This is a genomic window from Acidaminobacter hydrogenoformans DSM 2784, from assembly GCF_900103005.1.
GTDB classification, from domain to species: domain Bacteria; phylum Bacillota; class Clostridia; order Peptostreptococcales; family Acidaminobacteraceae; genus Acidaminobacter; species Acidaminobacter hydrogenoformans.
The window spans coordinates 58,247-74,578 of sequence record NZ_FMWL01000003.1 but is presented as its reverse complement, the minus strand read 5'-3'; the positions used below and the strand labels follow the sequence as shown (position 1 = coordinate 74,578).

Sequence of the window (16,332 nt, the reverse complement as noted above, 5' to 3'; positions counted from 1 at the left end):
ATGAAAAGATTGTACCGTTCAAACAATGATGTCGTTATTGCCGGCGTGTGCAGCGGCGTCGCGGAATACTTCAACGTCGACCCGGTGATCGTCAGGATTTTATGGGCTGTCATGGTCATCTTTGGGGGGACCGGGCTCCTGGCTTATATCATTTGTGCCATAGTCATCCCAAAGCGCCCATTGGGTGACGCGGGCTATGAATATGTTCATGAAGACCAGAAATATCAGAGCTATGAGGGTGGGGACCCGGCTTCCGTAGGCGGAAACCGGTCACCTGAATTCAACAATGACAGGGCTCGGCTGATTATTGGTCTCGCGTTCATAGGACTCGGCGCGCTCTTATTCTTCAGGCAGATCCTGCCTTGGTTTGATTTCACACTCATCCTGCCGGTTGTTCTGATCCTCATTGGTGGCTTGATTGTGATGAAGGGAAGAGGTGACTGATGGTGGACGAGCAGCAGAAACTGCAGGAACCCGTGCAGCAGGAGTCCCAGGCGCAGAAGAACCCCTACTCCAGGGACAGCGCGGTATTGACGGAAGCAGAAATAAAAGAGCGGGATAAGGCCGTCAAAAGAAGAAAGCACAAACAGATTGCAGACGGCATTGGCATTGGGCTGACCTTCATTACCATTGGGATTGTCTGGCTTTTAGTAAAATTTGATTATGTCAATGTTGCCATCTTCAGGGCGGTCTTTGACTTATGGCCTCTAATCTTCGTGGTGGTGGGCATCAACATTATTTTCAGGCGTTTTCCCTACATTGGCGTCATTACTTGGGTGCTGTTTGTTGCGGCCATCATTCTCTATGGCAGTATGGTCAGCACCCAGGACAGGGACCTGGACTTGTTTGGCATGACCTTGCCCTGGTCCATTGTCGAACGGGGAGACAGAAACTCGGACGCCTGGGTGAGCGGTGTCACCAGCGGAAGCTTTGACGCCAGTGATTTGAATGGTGTTGAGAAAGCCACTGTCGACATTGCGCTGCCTGCAGGGCGCTTTAAAGTAGGCGTGTCAGACCAAAGTGCGCTGTCCTATGTGGTGCCTGGCAAGCTGTATCAAGTGGGCAGCCGCAGAGACGCAGAAGAGATCACCTACAGCTTTAAACCTGAAGAAGGGCTTAGGTTCAACGAGATTCCGGAGCGGCTGGATTACGACCTTTATCTCAACCCAAAAGTAAAATGGGATCTTAGAATTGACGCGGGTGCTATGGAAAGTGACATGATTCTGGACAAACTCCCTGTTGAAAATCTGATTATCAATATGGGTGCCGGTGAATTAGAGCTCAGGATGGGTGACCTCCTGGACCGCGCCAGAGTCGAAATTAATTGCGGCGCCACATCCATTCGTCTGGAAGTCCCTGAAGGTGTTGGTGTCAGCGTGGATTACAAGGGCATTGCCGGAGAACAGTCTCTTACCAGAAATGGCTTTGAAAAGAGGGATGGCACCTATTATTCAGAGGAGTATGACCAGTCCACGCAGCAAATTGAATTGGTCATCAAATCTGCTGTGGCAGAGATCGACGTCAACTTTTTCTAAATGAATGTAAAAATCCGGATTGAAGGCGTTGAATTCAATCCGGATTTTTTCTTAAGAATGATCATAATAATCCACTTCCTGTGTAGACCCTTGAAATTTGGGAATACAAGTAGTATATTCTGGTATTCCCAAGCTGCTGATTGAGTGTGCCTGAATGGCGGACAGATGGGTGGGAAGTCATATGGATACTTATGAGCACAACATAAAGGTGATTAATGATCATAGACATAGAGGCTATTTGGAGGGTGAGATTGATGGCATGCTCTGGTTCGCCATTGTGCATGAGGAGCCCGTGGAGACCGGAATTAATCCTGAGACCATGAAGCGCGGCATGGGACGCGTGACGCGCCTCTGCATCTATCAGGATTCCTCCTCCGTGGACGGAAACCCATATCTCCCCTCCATGAGCATTAAACGGATCGTTTATGTGAATTATCAGAGAGAGTGGAGCATCTTTCATTACGATTTCAGAGGCATGACAAGAGAACTCGTCAAGTATCTGGAGCGCCGCTGCTGCATGCATCTTTTGAAGTGAAACCATTTCTGCTTAAGACCAATTCAAAGCCGTGCTGCTGCCTTGACAGAACGCGACTAATTCTTGTATAATGTGCTCAGCAACGCTGAGAAACAGAGGAGTAGGCTTTTCCACGCGTCAAGAGAGAGTGTCCATGGCTGAGAGACACTTCGCGGATTGTGAGGCTGAAGGTCGCTGGGGAGCGGCCGGCGCGAACGCTTAAACTAAAGCAAGCGCCGGACGGGTGACGCCGTTACAAGTCATGTGAGGTGCCGCGTCGCGGAGTCCCGGAGTGCGTCGTTTAAGACGCGTATCCCGGATGAGCAGCGGAACTGGGGTGGTAACGCGAATGAACTTCGTCCCTTGATTGGGGATGGAGTTTTTTTTATTTCCAAATGCAGAGTCGGGAGTGAGTTATTGTGGAAGCAAACATGGAAAACAAAAAAATGACACAAGAGGCGCCGGCGGCGGGCGAAATGGGTAAGACCTATGACCCGAAGGCCTTTGAGGACAAGATTTACGCTGGCTGGATGGAAAAGAAACAATTCAAGGCAGAAGTGAATCCGGACAAGAAGCCATACACTATTGTTCTGCCGCCGCCAAACATCACGGGGCAGCTGCACATGGGCCATGCCCTGGACCAGACCCTTCAGGACATCCTGATCCGCTGGAGAAGGATGCAGGGCTTTGAAGCGCTTTGGCTGCCTGGAACGGATCACGCCAGTATTGCCACAGAAGTCAAGGTCGTTGAGAAGATCAGAAAAGAAGAAGGCCTGGGCAAAGAAGAGATTGGCCGGGACGGCTTTTTAGAACGGGCTTGGGCGTGGCGTGAAGACTATGGCCGCCAGATCGTCAATCAGATGATGAAGCTGGGCAGCTCCTGCGACTGGGACCGCGAGCGGTTCACTATGGACGAGGGCTGCAACGCCGCTGTTACCGAGGTCTTTATCCGCCTGTATGAAAAAGGTCTGATTTACCGCGGCAACCGTCTCATCAACTGGTGCCCGGATTGCATGACCACGCTGTCAGACGCTGAAGTCGAGCACGAGGAAAAGCAGGGCGCCTTCTATCATATCAAGTATTACCTTGAGGGCTCTGAGGACGACTACCTTGAAATCGCCACGACCCGTCCGGAAACCATGCTGGGTGACACAGGCATTGCGGTGCACCCGGAGGATCCGCGCTATTCCAAATATGTTGGGAAGACCGCCATTTTACCTCTTGTAGGGAGGGCTTTGCCGATAGTCGCGGACGCCTACGTCGACCGGGAGGTCGGCACCGGTGCGCTGAAAGTCACACCAGCCCACGATCCTAACGACTATGAAATTGGCAAGCGTCATAATCTCGAGACCGTCGAAGCCATGAACTTTGACGGTACCATGAACGAAGCCGCCGGCGAGTTCGCTGGCATGGACCGTTTCGCCTGCAGAAAAGCTGTCGTTGAGAAACTTAAGGCAAGCGGCCACCTTATCGAAATTAAAGAGCACCAGCACAACGTGGGCACCTGTTATCGCTGCCATACCGTTATTGAGCCTATGCTTTCGGACCAATGGTTTGTCAGTATGGAACCCCTTGCGGCGCCAGCCATTGACGTGGTCAAAGACAAGACCCTGGAGTTTGTGCCTGAGCGCTTTACGAAAATTTACCTTCACTGGCTTGAGAATATCCGCGACTGGTGTATCTCCAGACAGCTCTGGTGGGGCCACCGGATCCCGGCTTATTACTGTGAGCACTGCGGCAAAGTTGTCGTCTCAAAGGAAATGCCGGATACTTGTTCTGACTGCGGCGGCATAAGCTTCCGACAGGACGAGGATGTTCTCGATACCTGGTTCAGTTCGGCACTCTGGCCGTTCTCAACCCTGGGCTGGCCTGAAAAGACGCCGGAGCTCGATTACTTCTATCCGACCAGTGTCCTTGTCACAGGCTATGACATCATCTTTTTCTGGGTTGTCCGCATGGTCTTCTCAGGACTTGATGCTATGGGGGACATTCCGTTTGATAAGGTCTTCATCCATGGCCTTGTCAGGGCCGCGGACGGCAAGAAAATGTCCAAGTCTCTGGGCAATGGCGTTGACCCGCTGGATATCATAGACCAATATGGCGCGGACGCGCTGCGCTTTATGCTGGCGACGGGCAACAGCCCTGGCAACGACCTTAAGTTCCAGACGGATCGCGTTGAGTCCAGCCGGAACTTCGCGAACAAGCTCTGGAATGCTTCCCGCTTTGTCCTGATGGGCATTGAAAACGACCCGGGCGCTCTCGACGGCTCTGAGACCCTGACCTTGGCGGACCGCTGGATTCTCTCCAGATTGTCCCAGCTGACGTCTGAGTCCACAGAAAACCTCGAGAAGTTCGAGCTTGGCGTTGCTGCCAACAAAATCTACGAATTCGTCTGGAACGAATACTGCGACTGGTATATTGAAACCGCGAAAAAGCGCCTTTACGGCGAAGACGCTGAGGCGAAAGCGACAGTCCAAAAGGTGCTGCTGACGGTTCTGCGAGATATCTTGAAGCTTCTCCACCCGTTCATTCCTTTTATCACGGAAGAAATCTGGCAACATCTGCCATCCAAGACAGAGGATCTGATTGTGGCGTCTTGGCCAATAGCGAATGTCGCTCACATTGACACAGAGGCAGAGCGCGCCATGGAAATTTTGATGGACGCCATTCGCAGCATCCGAAACTCCAGGGCAGAAATGGAAGTCGCGCCTTCCAGAAAAGCCAGACTCATAGTCAAGGTGACACCGGAGCTGATGCCGGTATTCCTGAACCAAAAAACCTATCTTGAGAGCCTTGCCTCCGCTTCCGAGGTTCGCGCTTATGAAGTCGGGGAAACCATTGAAGACGCAGTTTCAGTCGTCGTTCCAGGCGGAGAGCTGTTGATGCCTATGGACGACCTGATCGACTACAAAAAAGAATCCGAGCGTCTCGAAAAAGAAGTGAAGAAGCTGACAAGCGAAATTGACCGCATTGACTCAAAGCTTGGAAACGAAGGCTTTGTGGCCAAGGCACCGGCAAAGCTGGTTGAAGAGGAGCGCGCCAAGCGCGTCACACTTGCAGAGATGCTGACCACCTCTCAGGAAAGACTCGACAAGGTCAAATCCAAACTTAAATAGGAGAGAAGCGGCATGAATGTTCGTGAAGCGATTGATTATATCCACAGCACCTATCAATTCGGAAGCAAGCTCGGCCTGGACAACATCACACAGCTGCTGAGCTATATGGGCAATCCCCAGGACCGGCTGAAGTATATTCACGTTGCCGGCACCAATGGAAAAGGCTCCACGTCCACAATGATCTATTCCATTTTGAGGGCCCAGGGTTATAAGACAGGCCTCTATACCTCACCCTACCTCGAGGTGTTCAACGAACGCATTCAAATCAATGGCGTCAATATTGACGATCAGTCCTTGGCAGAGATCGTTTCTTTTGTCAAGACCCACGTTGACCGGATGCTGGTCGAAGGCTTCAGCCATCCGACAGAATTTGAGGTCGTCACAGCCGTAGCCTTTGAATACTATGCCAGAAGCAAAGTAGATTATGTGGTACTCGAGGTTGGCCTGGGTGGCCGCCTCGATTCCACCAACGTCATTAAAAAGCCTTTGGTTTCAGTGATTACACCGGTGGATCTCGATCATGTGGAGTATCTGGGCGAGACCCTGGAAAAAGTGGCTTTCGAAAAGGCCGGAATTATAAAGGCGGATTCGGTTTGCGTCGTGCATCCACAGGCACCGGAAGCTATGGAAATCATAGATGTCCGCTGTCAGTTGCTTGGAACCCGTCTGGTTGTAGCACCCTGCGGGGAAGCTGAAATCCAGTCCGCGACACTGGAGGGTACTGTTTTTAAGCTCTTTGACAATGCTTATTGCCTGAAGCTGATTGGCGATTACCAAGTCAATAACGCAATTGTAGCTTTGACTGCCGCTGAGGCCCTGCGAGAGGCTTATGATATTGAGATCTCAGACAATGCCATAAGAGACGGCCTCGCGGCGGCAAGATGGCCCGGACGCCTGGAGGTCATGTCTGCGCAGCCGCTTGTCATGATCGACGGTGCCCACAATTTTCATGGGGCGACGGGATTGGCTGCCTCTGTCAAGCGTTTGATGCCTGGAAAGCGCATTGTCGCTGTAGTCGGCATTTTGGGTGATAAGGACATCTCTGGTATGCTCAGCGTTATGATGCCGCTGCTTGACACGGTTATAGCAACAGAACCAAGCAATCCGAGAAAAATGAGTGCAGAAGGGCTCGCAGAGCGTATGGCCACCTTCGGAAAGAATGTCCTTATTGAACCAACGATCCCTGAAGCTTTAAACAGAGCTTTTGAGCAGGCTGGCCCGGATGACGCGGTCCTCTGTTTTGGATCACTGTATATGATTGGCGAGGCCAGAACATTGCTGAGAGCCCGCTTGTGGAATGAATAGATAAAATTTTCAGCCGGCAGCTGCAGACGTGGGCAATTTTCAAAGTACAGACAATAGACTCGCAGCTGCCGGCACCAAATTTTTTCCTCGACGCATTGACCATACGGAGGTGAGACCTTGTCGACGAGAAAATTGCTTCAAAACAGATCAAAGCTTGAAAAAGCTTGGATGAAATTCTTTGAGACAGGTTTCATTGACACTAAAGTCCTAAGACCTGAAATAGCTGCATCCTGGGAACGCTGCAGATTTGCCGGAATCCTCCAGGAGGATCCCTGGGCAGAAGAAGAGCTTGAGGAACGCGAGCTTGAGCTGCGTCGGGAGCGGCTTGGCGACGTCCTGAAAATTGCGAAGCCGTTTATGGAAACATTGTACAAAGCAGTCGGAGAATCGAGGATGATTCTGAGGCTTACAGACCGCGAGGGTTGGGTCTTAGGAAGCTATGGCGATCAGTCCATGCTTGAGGAAAATAAGCATCTGAGACTTCACAGCGGGTGCAACGTCAGCGAGTCAGCCATAGGTACGAATGGGATCGCGATTTCGCTGCTTGAAGACCGCTCCATTCAGGTCATGGGGGCAGAACACTATCACAGGTCGTTCCATAACTGGACGACCTCCGCGTCTCCCATTCACGACAAGAATGGTGAAGTTGTGGCGGTATTCAGTATGTCGGGGGATTATGACCTGGTTCACCCACACACCTTGGGCATGGTCATGGCATCCGCTGAAGCCATTGAACATGAGATGGCCCTCGAGGCGGCGCATCTTGAAGCGAAGCGGGCCAGTGAACACTATCTCGCCATTATGGAATCCATCAGGGAAGGGATTCTCTGCGTGGATTCATCGGGCGACATCACGGAAATCAACCACTTCGCCCGTAAATATTTGGGTTTTAGCGAAAAAGATCTCCTTGGCCAAAAGCTCGAGACTTTGATTGAGGCGCAGAAGCTAAAGTCCTACATCAACATGGTCAAAAGCAGCGGCAAGATGGATGAGGTCGAGGTATTTCTGCGCAAAAAAAATGGTAAAAAAGTTTCTGTTCTGGTTAATATGACGCCAATCAGTCAAACCCAGGGCGGGAAAAAAGAAGCTGTCTTGACCTTTAGAGAGTCAAAGCGGGTTCACAGTCTCGTCAACAAAATCTTTGGCGCGACGGCGATCTATACTTTCAATGATATTTTGGGAGACAGCCGGGAAATCAGACAAGCCGTAGAAATGGCGAGAAGAGTCGCGGACTCGGACGCGAATATTTTACTGTATGGAGAAAGTGGTACAGGCAAAGAAATGTTCGCGCAAGGGATTCACAATGCCAGCAGAAGAAAAAACCAGCCCTTTGTCTTCATCAACTGCGGCGCGATTCCAAGAGACCTGGTTGCCAGTGAGCTCTTTGGTTACGTAGAGGGCGCGTTTACTGGCGCTCGAAAAGGCGGACAGCCGGGAAAATTCGAGCTTTCTGATGGGGGAACCTTATTTTTGGATGAAATAGGCGACATGCCTCTGGATACGCAAGCTATGCTGCTGCGCGTACTGGAAACCAGGCAGGTGGTCCGGGTCGGCGGCTATGACGTACTGCCAGTCGACGTCCGTGTTATTGCAGCCACCCATAAGGATTTGAAGACTGAGGTCGAAAAGGGAAATTTCAGAAGTGATTTGTATTACAGGCTCAACGTCATGCCAATTCATACCCCGGCGCTGAGAGAACGCAGGAGTGACATTCCGAGGCTGATCGACAATTTCTACAGGCAATTTAACAAAAAAGAAGTCGAGCGACTGCCAATTTCCGACGGGTTCTATAGAGCCATGTCCAATTATGACTGGCCAGGAAACGTCAGAGAGCTGCAGAATGTGATGCAGATGATGGTGAGTCTTGCGGCCGGCGCGCCCCTTGAGGAAAAGTTGATCCCCCACTACATTCGTCAAGATGCCCGACATGAAATTTCAGTTTTAGACGAAGGCGTGCAGCCGCTGACTGAAATTGAGCGACAGGCTATTATTCGCGCCCTGAATGTGTGCCGGGGGAACGTAGCGCAGGCGGCAAAAGCTCTGGAGATAGGCCGGGCAACGCTTTACAGGAAAATGGAGAGCCATGGCATTTCTGTGAACCGAGATGTCTTAAAATGATACATGTGTATTGTTTTGAGACGTCTTTTGTTTTTGTCTGGAAACACAGTGACTCATTATGATACAATTCTTTTGACATACATAAATACAGCATGAACATGGGAAATAATAACGACACTGAAGGCTTGAAAAAACTTAATTTGTGAATAATATTTTTTAAAACTTGCAAGACTCCTGTTTTGGCACAAAATTTGCATATTATAATAAACTGGGTGATGATTATGAAAAAGCTTTTGCCGTTAATTGGACTTATGTTGTTTTTCCTGATGTTGGCAGAACGTGTGACCCTTGAGGCGGTGCTGATTGGGCTCGGTTTGTCCTGGCTTGTCATGAAACTTCTGAATCTAAAGGTTGCAAAGGAGACTGTGATGCCGCTTTATGCGCCGCAGCTCTGGCCAACATGGCTGCACCTTGTTTCTGTTTTGGTAAAAGAGATCATTGTGGCAAATTTTCAAGTCGCAAAAATTGTGTTGAGTAAGACCATGCACATTGAACCTAAAATATACAAGTTCACGACGCGCCTTACAGATGAGCGGCTGATAGTTCTTTTGTCCAACGCGATCACGCTTACGCCTGGCACAATGACCGTTGAGCTCGAGAAAAGCGAATTGACCATTCACGCGCTCAACGAGGGCTACTTCAAAGCTTTGTCGGACAATCCAATCGAAAAAATTCTGATCAGAGTGGAGGCACGGCTAAATGGATAAATTTTTGCTGGCTATGGCATTCGCTTTGGCTCTGACCTCACTGATTTGTCTCGTCCGCGTCATCGTTGGTCCTACCAGGGGCGACCGCATCATAGGCATCAACGTCGTTGGGACAAAGACTATTGTCATCATTGCACTCATAGCGTTCATTCTCAGGGAAACGTATTTCCTTGATGTCGTTTTAGTTTATGCGCTGATCAGCTTTGTAGCATCGATATTTATATCAAGGGAATTCGCGGAAGAGGCGGATGAAGCTCAAGAGGAGGGACATTTCCATGCGTGATGTTTTAGTCATGTTTTTTATGCTTGGGGGCCTGTTCTTCTTCATTGTCGGTACGCTTGGGATCTTGAGGTTTCCAGACGCCCTGACCAGAGCGCATGGCGCCGCGAAGTGCGATACGCTGGGCGCGGCACTTTGCCTTGTGGGTCTTATGATTTATTCGGGCTTAAACACAGCTTCACTCAAATTGCTGCTGGTCATTGTCTTCGTCTGGGTAACCAATCCAACGGCGACTCACGCGATTGCAAGGGGTATACTTAAGGCAAGACGAAACACTAAAGGGGGGGCTGAATCCCATTGAATACCTTTTCTATGATTATTCTGGGACTGATGATTGCAGGCAGTATTGCAGTCTCCTATGTCAAAAATCTGATGAGCGCAGTCATTGTCTTTATGATTTACAGTTTGATGATGGCAGTCCTTTGGGAACAGCTGAACGCCCCGGACCTCGCGATCACTGAAGCTGCAGTGGGCGCAGGGATCACAACGGTACTTTTCGTCCTGGCTATCAGAAGTGTCAGGAGGAAAACTTCATGAAAAGAAAAATTGCTGCTGTCCTTATAACCGCATTTTTTATTATATTTCTTTTGCTTGGGCTTTCGGATTTTCCACCCTTTGGTACTGCCAACAAGGCTGTCTACAATGAAGTGACAGCTCGCTACCTTGAAAAGTCCATTGAAGAGACAGGCGCTGTCAATGCAGTCGCAGGTATGATCCTGGACTACAGGGCCTTTGACACCTTTATTGAAGCCTCTGTTATCTTCACCGCTTTGGTCTTGGTATTGATGCTGCTCCTCAAAACTGAAGCAAAGGAGGATGGCCATGACAACACCGATCATTAGGCGCATAGTCGACTGGCTTTTGCCATTCCTCTGGATTTTCAGCTTTTATATCATGCTCTTTGGACATTTGTCGCCTGGCGGGGGTTTTTCTGGCGGAAGCGTCCTTGGCGCATGCCTGATTCTGGATCGTCACGTCAACGGTGAAAATGCCTTTGGGGCGAGATTTACCGGTGAACGGCTCTTGAAGCTTTCCCTTGGGGCACTGCTGCTTTATGGGATCTTAAAAGGTCAATCGTTCCTCTCAGGGGTTCTGCATATGAATGGTCTGCCAATTCCCCTTGGAACGCCTGGAAATATATTGAGCAGCGGATTGATATTGCCGCTCAATCTTCTGGTCGGCGTTGTGGTTGCAGTCGCGTTTTATCTGATCGCAACGCTGTTTGAGGAGGGACATCTGTGATTCAATTCTTAACGACGCACTATTTTCAAATTGGTACAGTCATTCTATTTGGCGTCGGTTTCATGACGCTGCTGCTCAATAATAATCTGATTCGGAAAATTATTGGGCTCAATATCATGGATACGAGCATTTTCCTTTTCTTTATCACAATTGGTTATACTGGAGGTCGTGAGGCCCCCATTATCAATGGAGGCTTTAAAGGTCTTGATGCTTACGTCACACCTATCCCAACGGGATTGATGCTGACGGGAATCGTCGTTGCCGTGAGTACGACAGCCTTTGCGCTGGCACTGACCATCAAGTTTTACGAACGCTTTGGAACGGTTGACCTTTCTGAAGTAATGGACTCTGGGGGGGATTAGATGCAAGGCTTACATTTGATGAGTTTGTTATCCATTTTGGTATTGATGATCACGGCTTTTGTTATGCCTGTAATGAAGAATAGGCAATTGGTAACCCGAATCAGCCTGGCGACCATGGGCGCGGTTTTACTGATGTTGATCCTGGTGGCGGTGGATGTTGCTAATGTGGAGCGCTATACCGCGACCATCGGCCACTACGACGCGCCATTTGGGATTACCTTTGATATTGGCCCCATTGAAGCAGTGGTAGGCATCTTGTTTGCCTTTGTTTCCAGCATGGTGGTGTGGTACGCGAGCTTTGGGATCCACAAAGAAATTAAGGAAAACCGCGTTAAACTGTTTTTCACGCTGATTCACTTGCTCCTGGCGTCGCTCCTTGGCATTGTCTTTACCTCAGACCTTTTCAACAGCTTCGTCTTCATTGAAGTCAGCACATTGGCGGCTTGCGGTTTGATCGCTATTAAGGACAAGCCGGAAAACATCAAAGCGACCATGAAGTATCTCATCCTGAGCAGTCTGGGATCTGGGCTCGTTCTGATGGGGATTGCCTATCTGTATTCCATGACAGGGCATCTTAATATGCGAGCCATCCACGAGACTCTTCAGGTTAGTGTCGTGGGAAATGAGAAAGCCATACTGGTCAGTCTCACCATGTTTACAATAGGCCTCGGGATTAAAGCGGCCATGTTTCCACTTCATGTCTGGCTTCCAGATGCCCATGCCTCCGCGCCTGGTCCATCCAGTGCCATCTTGTCTGGCATAGTGATCAAAGCGCCGGTGGTGCTGCTTTTCAAAGTTCTGTTCATGATTTACGGACAGGAAATTCTAAAGGATACCGTCATTCTCAATCTGATTTTGATCTTTGGCGCAACGGGCATGATCATGGGTTCCCTGTTCGCCAGGGTTCAAACTGATCTGAAGCGTATGGTGGCTTATTCCAGCGTTGCTCAGATGGGCTACATCTTCTTTGGCTTTGGTCTCGGCAATGCTATGGGTATGGCCATTGCTATCTATCATATCCTGGCCCACGGGCTTACCAAATCTTGTCTGTTCCTATCTGTCAGCTCTTTCATAGAGCAAACGGGTTTTAGGGAAATTGACAAGATGCGGGGCATAGGCCGAGAGATGCCCATTACTTTAGCCATATTTTCTTTAGGTGGCCTTTCCATGGTAGGCATTCCTATGCTGCCTGGCTTCGTCAGTAAATGGAACCTTGCCCTTGCCGCGATAGAACGGGGACAGATCTTTCTGCTCCTGATCATTCTGGCCAGCAGCTTACTCAATGTCAGCTACTATTTCCCAATTATCATCAACGGCTATTTTGGAAACTCAAATCTTGAAGGCAAGATTTATAAATCAAAAATGAAGCCAGTCAAGGAACTGGTGCCGCTGATCCTTTTGTCGGTCATGATGGTTTTGGTAGGCTTTGGTTCGGGCCCTATTCTCGATTGGATCGCTAGCGCGATTCCGTCCCTGTAAAGGCGGCTTGTCCATGACATATTTAATTGTACTTCCAATTTTTCTGCCTTGGCTTGCCTCTATTCTGGCGACTCAGTCCAAGATCATTACGGAGAAGCGGATGAAGCCGTTTGTGGCGGCAACTGTCATTACAAATTTTGTAGTCCTGTTTACAGTCGTGTCGGTGTTTCCCAAGGTCCGCCTGCACCTTTTGATGGTCAACAAGTTTATTGACATTTATCTCAGACCAGACGGCCTGGGCATCCTCTTTGGGGTGCTGGCGTCGCTGCTTTGGATTTTTACGACCTTTTATGCCTTTGAGTATATGAAGCATGAAAATAGAGTCCGGCAGTTCTTTGTCTTCTTTCTGTTTACGCTTGGCGTCACCATCGGCATAGCTTTTTCAGGGAACTTGTTTACGCTTTACATTTTCTACGAGCTCCTGACGCTGGCGACTTTTCCGCTGGTCATCCACGCCGGAAGCGACGAGGCACTGTCAAGCGGCAGGAAATATATCATTTATTCGTTTTCCGGCGCAACACTGGTGCTGCTGGGGATGCTCCTGGTATTCAGTGTGACGAACGACCTCAGCTTTGTGGCTGGGGGGATTGTGACGCAGAGTCATATTGGCGGCACGGATCACAGCAACTTCATGATGCTGCTGGCGGGTTATCTCAGTCTGTTTTTGGGCTTTGGGGTCAAGGCTGCGCTGGCGCCGTTTCACGCCTGGCTGCCTAATGCCATGGTGGCGCCAACGCCGGTCAGCGCGCTGCTTCATGCCGTTGCGGTGGTCAAGTCCGGAATATTTTCCCTCATGCGAACGACGTACTTCCTGTTTGGCCCGGTCAGCGTCGCTATGCTTGGGGCGTCTAAGTTTCTGCTGCCTATCATTGTATTAACTATAGTTATGGGTTCACTGATGGCCCTGCACCAGGATAACCTTAAAAAGAGACTTGCGTATTCCACGATCAGCCAGCTGGGGTATATCATTCTGGGGATTGCGCTCCTGAATGAAGACGCCTTTATTGGGGCGCTGCTGCATTTGATCAACCACGCCGTCATCAAAATTACACTGTTTTTTGTGGCGGGTGCGATTTATTATCAAACGGGCTTTAAATATGTCCATCAATTGGATGGCATAGGAAAACGCATGAAGGTAACCATGTTTTGCTTTGGGCTGTCCGTCATTTCATTAATTGGCATTCCGCCTACCAATGGCTTTGTCAGCAAGTGGTATTTGGCCCTTGGCGCTTTGAAGGCCCATAACGTTCTCTATGCTGTGGCGCTCCTGCTCAGTGCTTTTCTGACGGCGGCTTATCTGCTGCCCATTGCCGTGCAAGCGTTCTTCAGTAAAAATGAGACACCGGAGCTCGACGCTATTGCGGAAGGGAAGTCCCTGGACCCGGCGGATACCATGCTGCTGCCTATCTTTTTGCTCACAGCAATCGTCGTATTGCTTGGTATTTTTCCAAATCCAATCATCAACATAGTGACCCGAATTGCCCAGGAGGTGTTTTAAATGGGATACAACTTCTGGATTGTATTGATGCTCGTGCTGCCCGGTCTGGCTTCGCTGATAGGTGCGATTCAGGGCTACAAGCACGAGAAACTTAGAAATGCCCTGCATTTACTGGTTTATGTCGTTGTTTTCGGTATTGTGGTATGGCTCTATAAGCCTGTGAGTCAGGGGGAAATCATTGTCTTTGTGCCTAACCTGATGGGTACGGGGCTGATGCTGAAGCTCGACATGCTGAGATATGTCTTTCTTTGGTTAACAGCTTTTATCTGGCCGTTAGCTATGATCTTCTCAACGCAGTATCTGATCCGGCACAATCACAGAAACAGGTACTATTCCCTTTACATGCTGACGTACTTCAGTACTATTGGGATGTTTCTTTCGGAGAATATCCTGAACCTCTTTACCTTTTTCGAGCTGATGTCCATAGCCTCTTACTTCCTCGTCATTCACGACGAGGACGAATACGCGCACCGGGCAGGGGTGTCCTATGTGGCCATGGCCATTGCCGGTGGACTTATGGTACTCCTTGGGATCCTGCTGGCTTATAACTTCGCGGACACCCTGATCATCTCTGAGATGGATCTCAAGGAAGCGTCTCAGGTAACCAGAATTGCAATAGGCTCCCTGATTTTGGTTGGCTTTGGAATCAAGGCGAGTTTGTTTCCACTGCATGTGTGGCTTCCTAAAGCTTATACAGCAGCGCCTATGCCTGCAACGATCATACTATCAGCCGTCCTTGCAAAAACAGGTGTCTTTGGCATCATCCTGACACTTCACTACTTACTGGATGGAGAACCCATCCTGTCTTACGCAATCCTGATCCTTGGTATGATGACGATCTTAGTTGGCGGCGTGCTGGCCATGTACCAAAGGAACGTCAAACGGATTCTCGCTTATTCCAGCATGAGTCAAATGGGGTATATTCTCGTGGGGATCGCTTTGATAGAGATCCTTGGCAGCCATGGGGGCCTCGCCGTTTATGGGACATTGTTCCATATAGTCAATCACGGGATCGTCAAGACCCTGTTGTTTATTGGCGCAGGCGTCATCTATATAGCACTCCACGAGCTGAGTATTAACGTGATTTACGGCTTTGGCCGGGTCAAGCATTTTTTGAAAGCACTGTTCCTGTTTGGCGCCCTGGCTGTGGCAGGACTGCCGGGACTTAACGGCTATGCCAGCAAGACCATGATTCACGAAGCGCTCCTTGAGGCAGCCCACGAGTTTCCAGGTCCGCTGTTCAGCGTTCTGGACATCTTGTTCTACCTGGGAAGCGCCATGACGGTGGCTTATATGCTGAAGTTCTTTGTCGCGGTCTTTATTGAGAAAAATGATGCGTATTACGGTCAGCACCGTCACTTGGTCAAGTGGCCGGTCCTATTGCCTATGTCAATTCTGTCAGCGGCCATTGTTATTTTGGGTGTGAAGCCGGACTGGGTTTACGCGCCGCTTTCTCAGGCGGCTGAAATACTGGGCGCCAGCGGTGAGGTTCACCCTCATCTGTTTGCCGGCGAAGCCCTGCGCGCGTCAGGCATCATCTTTGTGCTTGGCTTTTTGCTCTACGCGACTTTTATCAGGATTTACCTGAGGCGTACAGTGGATGGTCATGCTGTCTATGTCAATCCGTCCAACAGCTTTTTCAGGCTGGAAGAGGATTTGATGATACCACTCTTTAGGATGATTTTTAGAGGCATGACTATCTTCTTCAGATTCTTTGACCAGTGGCTGATCCGTCTCGGCGCTTTTGTGGGAGACTCCATCCAAAAACTTGCGAATGTAAAGCCGAGTCAGCTTGTAGAGGTAAACAACGCTAAGCTATCTGACGCGGGAACCCATTTGATTGAGTCCCTCGAAAATGCTTCTTCCGGAAAGTTTGCAGCACCGCTTATTGAAAAGGGAGATGCTGTTATTGGAAAGCTTTCAACGGACAGACTTTCAGAGCCGCTTCATCGCTCCGGGGAAGCCCTGAGCCATCTGGCGGAGTCGAGCGCACAAAAGGGACACAAGATCAAAGAAGAAGGGGAGACCACCGTCAGGAAAGCGGTTTACAGAGCGAATTTCAACATCAGCACGGTGACCTATTCCATTTTTCTCTTTGGCGCAATCCTCGTTCTAAGCTTCATTTTCATTTTCCTCAACAGTGCGTTGGTCAAATATTGATACTCATAAAAAAGGT

Annotated in this window: 16 protein-coding genes and 1 other annotated feature; all 16 genes read left to right on the top strand. The window is 49.6% G+C overall.

The annotated features are described in order from the left end of the window. The 16 genes from BLP63_RS04095 to BLP63_RS04020 all read left to right on the top strand — a co-directional run bounded on the left by BLP63_RS04095 (position 1) and on the right by BLP63_RS04020 (position 16,316). Positions 1-444, top strand: a complete 444-nt coding sequence (locus BLP63_RS04095) for a PspC domain-containing protein (protein ID WP_092589627.1) — start codon at positions 1-3, stop codon at positions 442-444. After that, on the top strand, positions 444-1,535 hold the full coding sequence (locus tag BLP63_RS04090; protein WP_092589626.1) for a LiaF transmembrane domain-containing protein: 1,092 nt from the start codon (positions 444-446) through the stop codon (positions 1,533-1,535). The genes BLP63_RS04095 and BLP63_RS04090 overlap by 1 nt, the downstream gene beginning before the upstream one ends. A gap of 181 nt (positions 1,536-1,716) precedes the next feature. Next, positions 1,717-2,070, top strand: coding sequence for a hypothetical protein (locus BLP63_RS04085; RefSeq protein ID WP_092589625.1), 354 nt, complete (start codon positions 1,717-1,719; stop codon positions 2,068-2,070). Between the two features lie 78 nt (positions 2,071-2,148). Continuing rightward, positions 2,149-2,416 (top strand) — a binding site (T-box leader). A gap of 109 nt (positions 2,417-2,525) precedes the next feature. Beyond that, positions 2,526-5,165: a valine--tRNA ligase gene (locus BLP63_RS04080; RefSeq protein WP_092589830.1), complete on the top strand. Its 2,640-nt coding sequence runs from the start codon at positions 2,526-2,528 to the stop codon at positions 5,163-5,165. A 12-nt stretch (positions 5,166-5,177) separates the two neighbouring features. Next, a complete protein-coding gene (locus BLP63_RS04075; RefSeq protein ID WP_092589624.1) occupies positions 5,178-6,470 on the top strand; it encodes a bifunctional folylpolyglutamate synthase/dihydrofolate synthase in 1,293 nt (430 codons plus the stop codon). Positions 6,471-6,587: 117 nt separating this feature from the next. Beyond that, positions 6,588-8,588 carry a sigma-54-dependent Fis family transcriptional regulator gene (locus BLP63_RS04070; protein WP_092589623.1) on the top strand — a complete coding sequence of 667 codons (2,001 nt, stop codon included), beginning with the start codon at positions 6,588-6,590 and terminating at the stop codon, positions 8,586-8,588. Positions 8,589-8,809: 221 nt separating this feature from the next. Beyond that, positions 8,810-9,295 (top strand): Na+/H+ antiporter subunit E, encoded by a 486-nt coding sequence (locus tag BLP63_RS04065; protein WP_170829279.1) that lies wholly within the window; start codon positions 8,810-8,812, stop codon positions 9,293-9,295. Beyond that, positions 9,288-9,578, top strand: a complete 291-nt coding sequence (locus BLP63_RS04060) for a monovalent cation/H+ antiporter complex subunit F (protein WP_092589621.1) — start codon at positions 9,288-9,290, stop codon at positions 9,576-9,578. The genes BLP63_RS04065 and BLP63_RS04060 overlap by 8 nt, the downstream gene beginning before the upstream one ends. Continuing rightward, complete coding sequence (mnhG, locus tag BLP63_RS04055) at positions 9,571-9,876, top strand: monovalent cation/H(+) antiporter subunit G (RefSeq protein WP_242870784.1); 306 nt, start codon at positions 9,571-9,573, stop codon at positions 9,874-9,876. The genes BLP63_RS04060 and mnhG overlap by 8 nt, the downstream gene beginning before the upstream one ends. Beyond that, positions 9,873-10,112, top strand: a complete 240-nt coding sequence (locus tag BLP63_RS04050; RefSeq protein ID WP_242870783.1) for a Na(+)/H(+) antiporter subunit B — start codon at positions 9,873-9,875, stop codon at positions 10,110-10,112. The genes mnhG and BLP63_RS04050 overlap by 4 nt, the downstream gene beginning before the upstream one ends. After that, the gene (gene mbhE, locus BLP63_RS04045; RefSeq protein ID WP_092589620.1) at positions 10,109-10,417 is read left to right on the top strand and encodes a hydrogen gas-evolving membrane-bound hydrogenase subunit E; all 309 of its coding nucleotides are present in this window, start codon (positions 10,109-10,111) and stop codon (positions 10,415-10,417) included. The genes BLP63_RS04050 and mbhE overlap by 4 nt, the downstream gene beginning before the upstream one ends. Next, positions 10,398-10,817 carry an MnhB domain-containing protein gene (locus tag BLP63_RS04040; protein WP_170829278.1) on the top strand — a complete coding sequence of 140 codons (420 nt, stop codon included), beginning with the start codon at positions 10,398-10,400 and terminating at the stop codon, positions 10,815-10,817. Before mbhE ends, BLP63_RS04040 begins: the two co-directional genes overlap by 20 nt. Continuing rightward, entirely contained in the window at positions 10,814-11,179 is a 366-nt protein-coding gene (locus BLP63_RS04035) for a sodium:proton antiporter (RefSeq protein WP_330387084.1), read from the top strand. The genes BLP63_RS04040 and BLP63_RS04035 overlap by 4 nt, the downstream gene beginning before the upstream one ends. Further along, complete coding sequence (locus BLP63_RS04030) at positions 11,180-12,658, top strand: complex I subunit 5 family protein (RefSeq protein ID WP_092589618.1); 1,479 nt, start codon at positions 11,180-11,182, stop codon at positions 12,656-12,658. It begins immediately after the preceding gene. 13 nt (positions 12,659-12,671) lie between these two features. Beyond that, the gene (locus tag BLP63_RS04025; RefSeq protein ID WP_092589617.1) at positions 12,672-14,156 is read left to right on the top strand and encodes a complex I subunit 5 family protein; all 1,485 of its coding nucleotides are present in this window, start codon (positions 12,672-12,674) and stop codon (positions 14,154-14,156) included. Further along, positions 14,157-16,316, top strand: coding sequence for a complex I subunit 5 family protein (locus tag BLP63_RS04020; RefSeq protein ID WP_092589616.1), 2,160 nt, complete (start codon positions 14,157-14,159; stop codon positions 16,314-16,316). Positions 16,317-16,332: the final 16 nt, after the last annotated feature.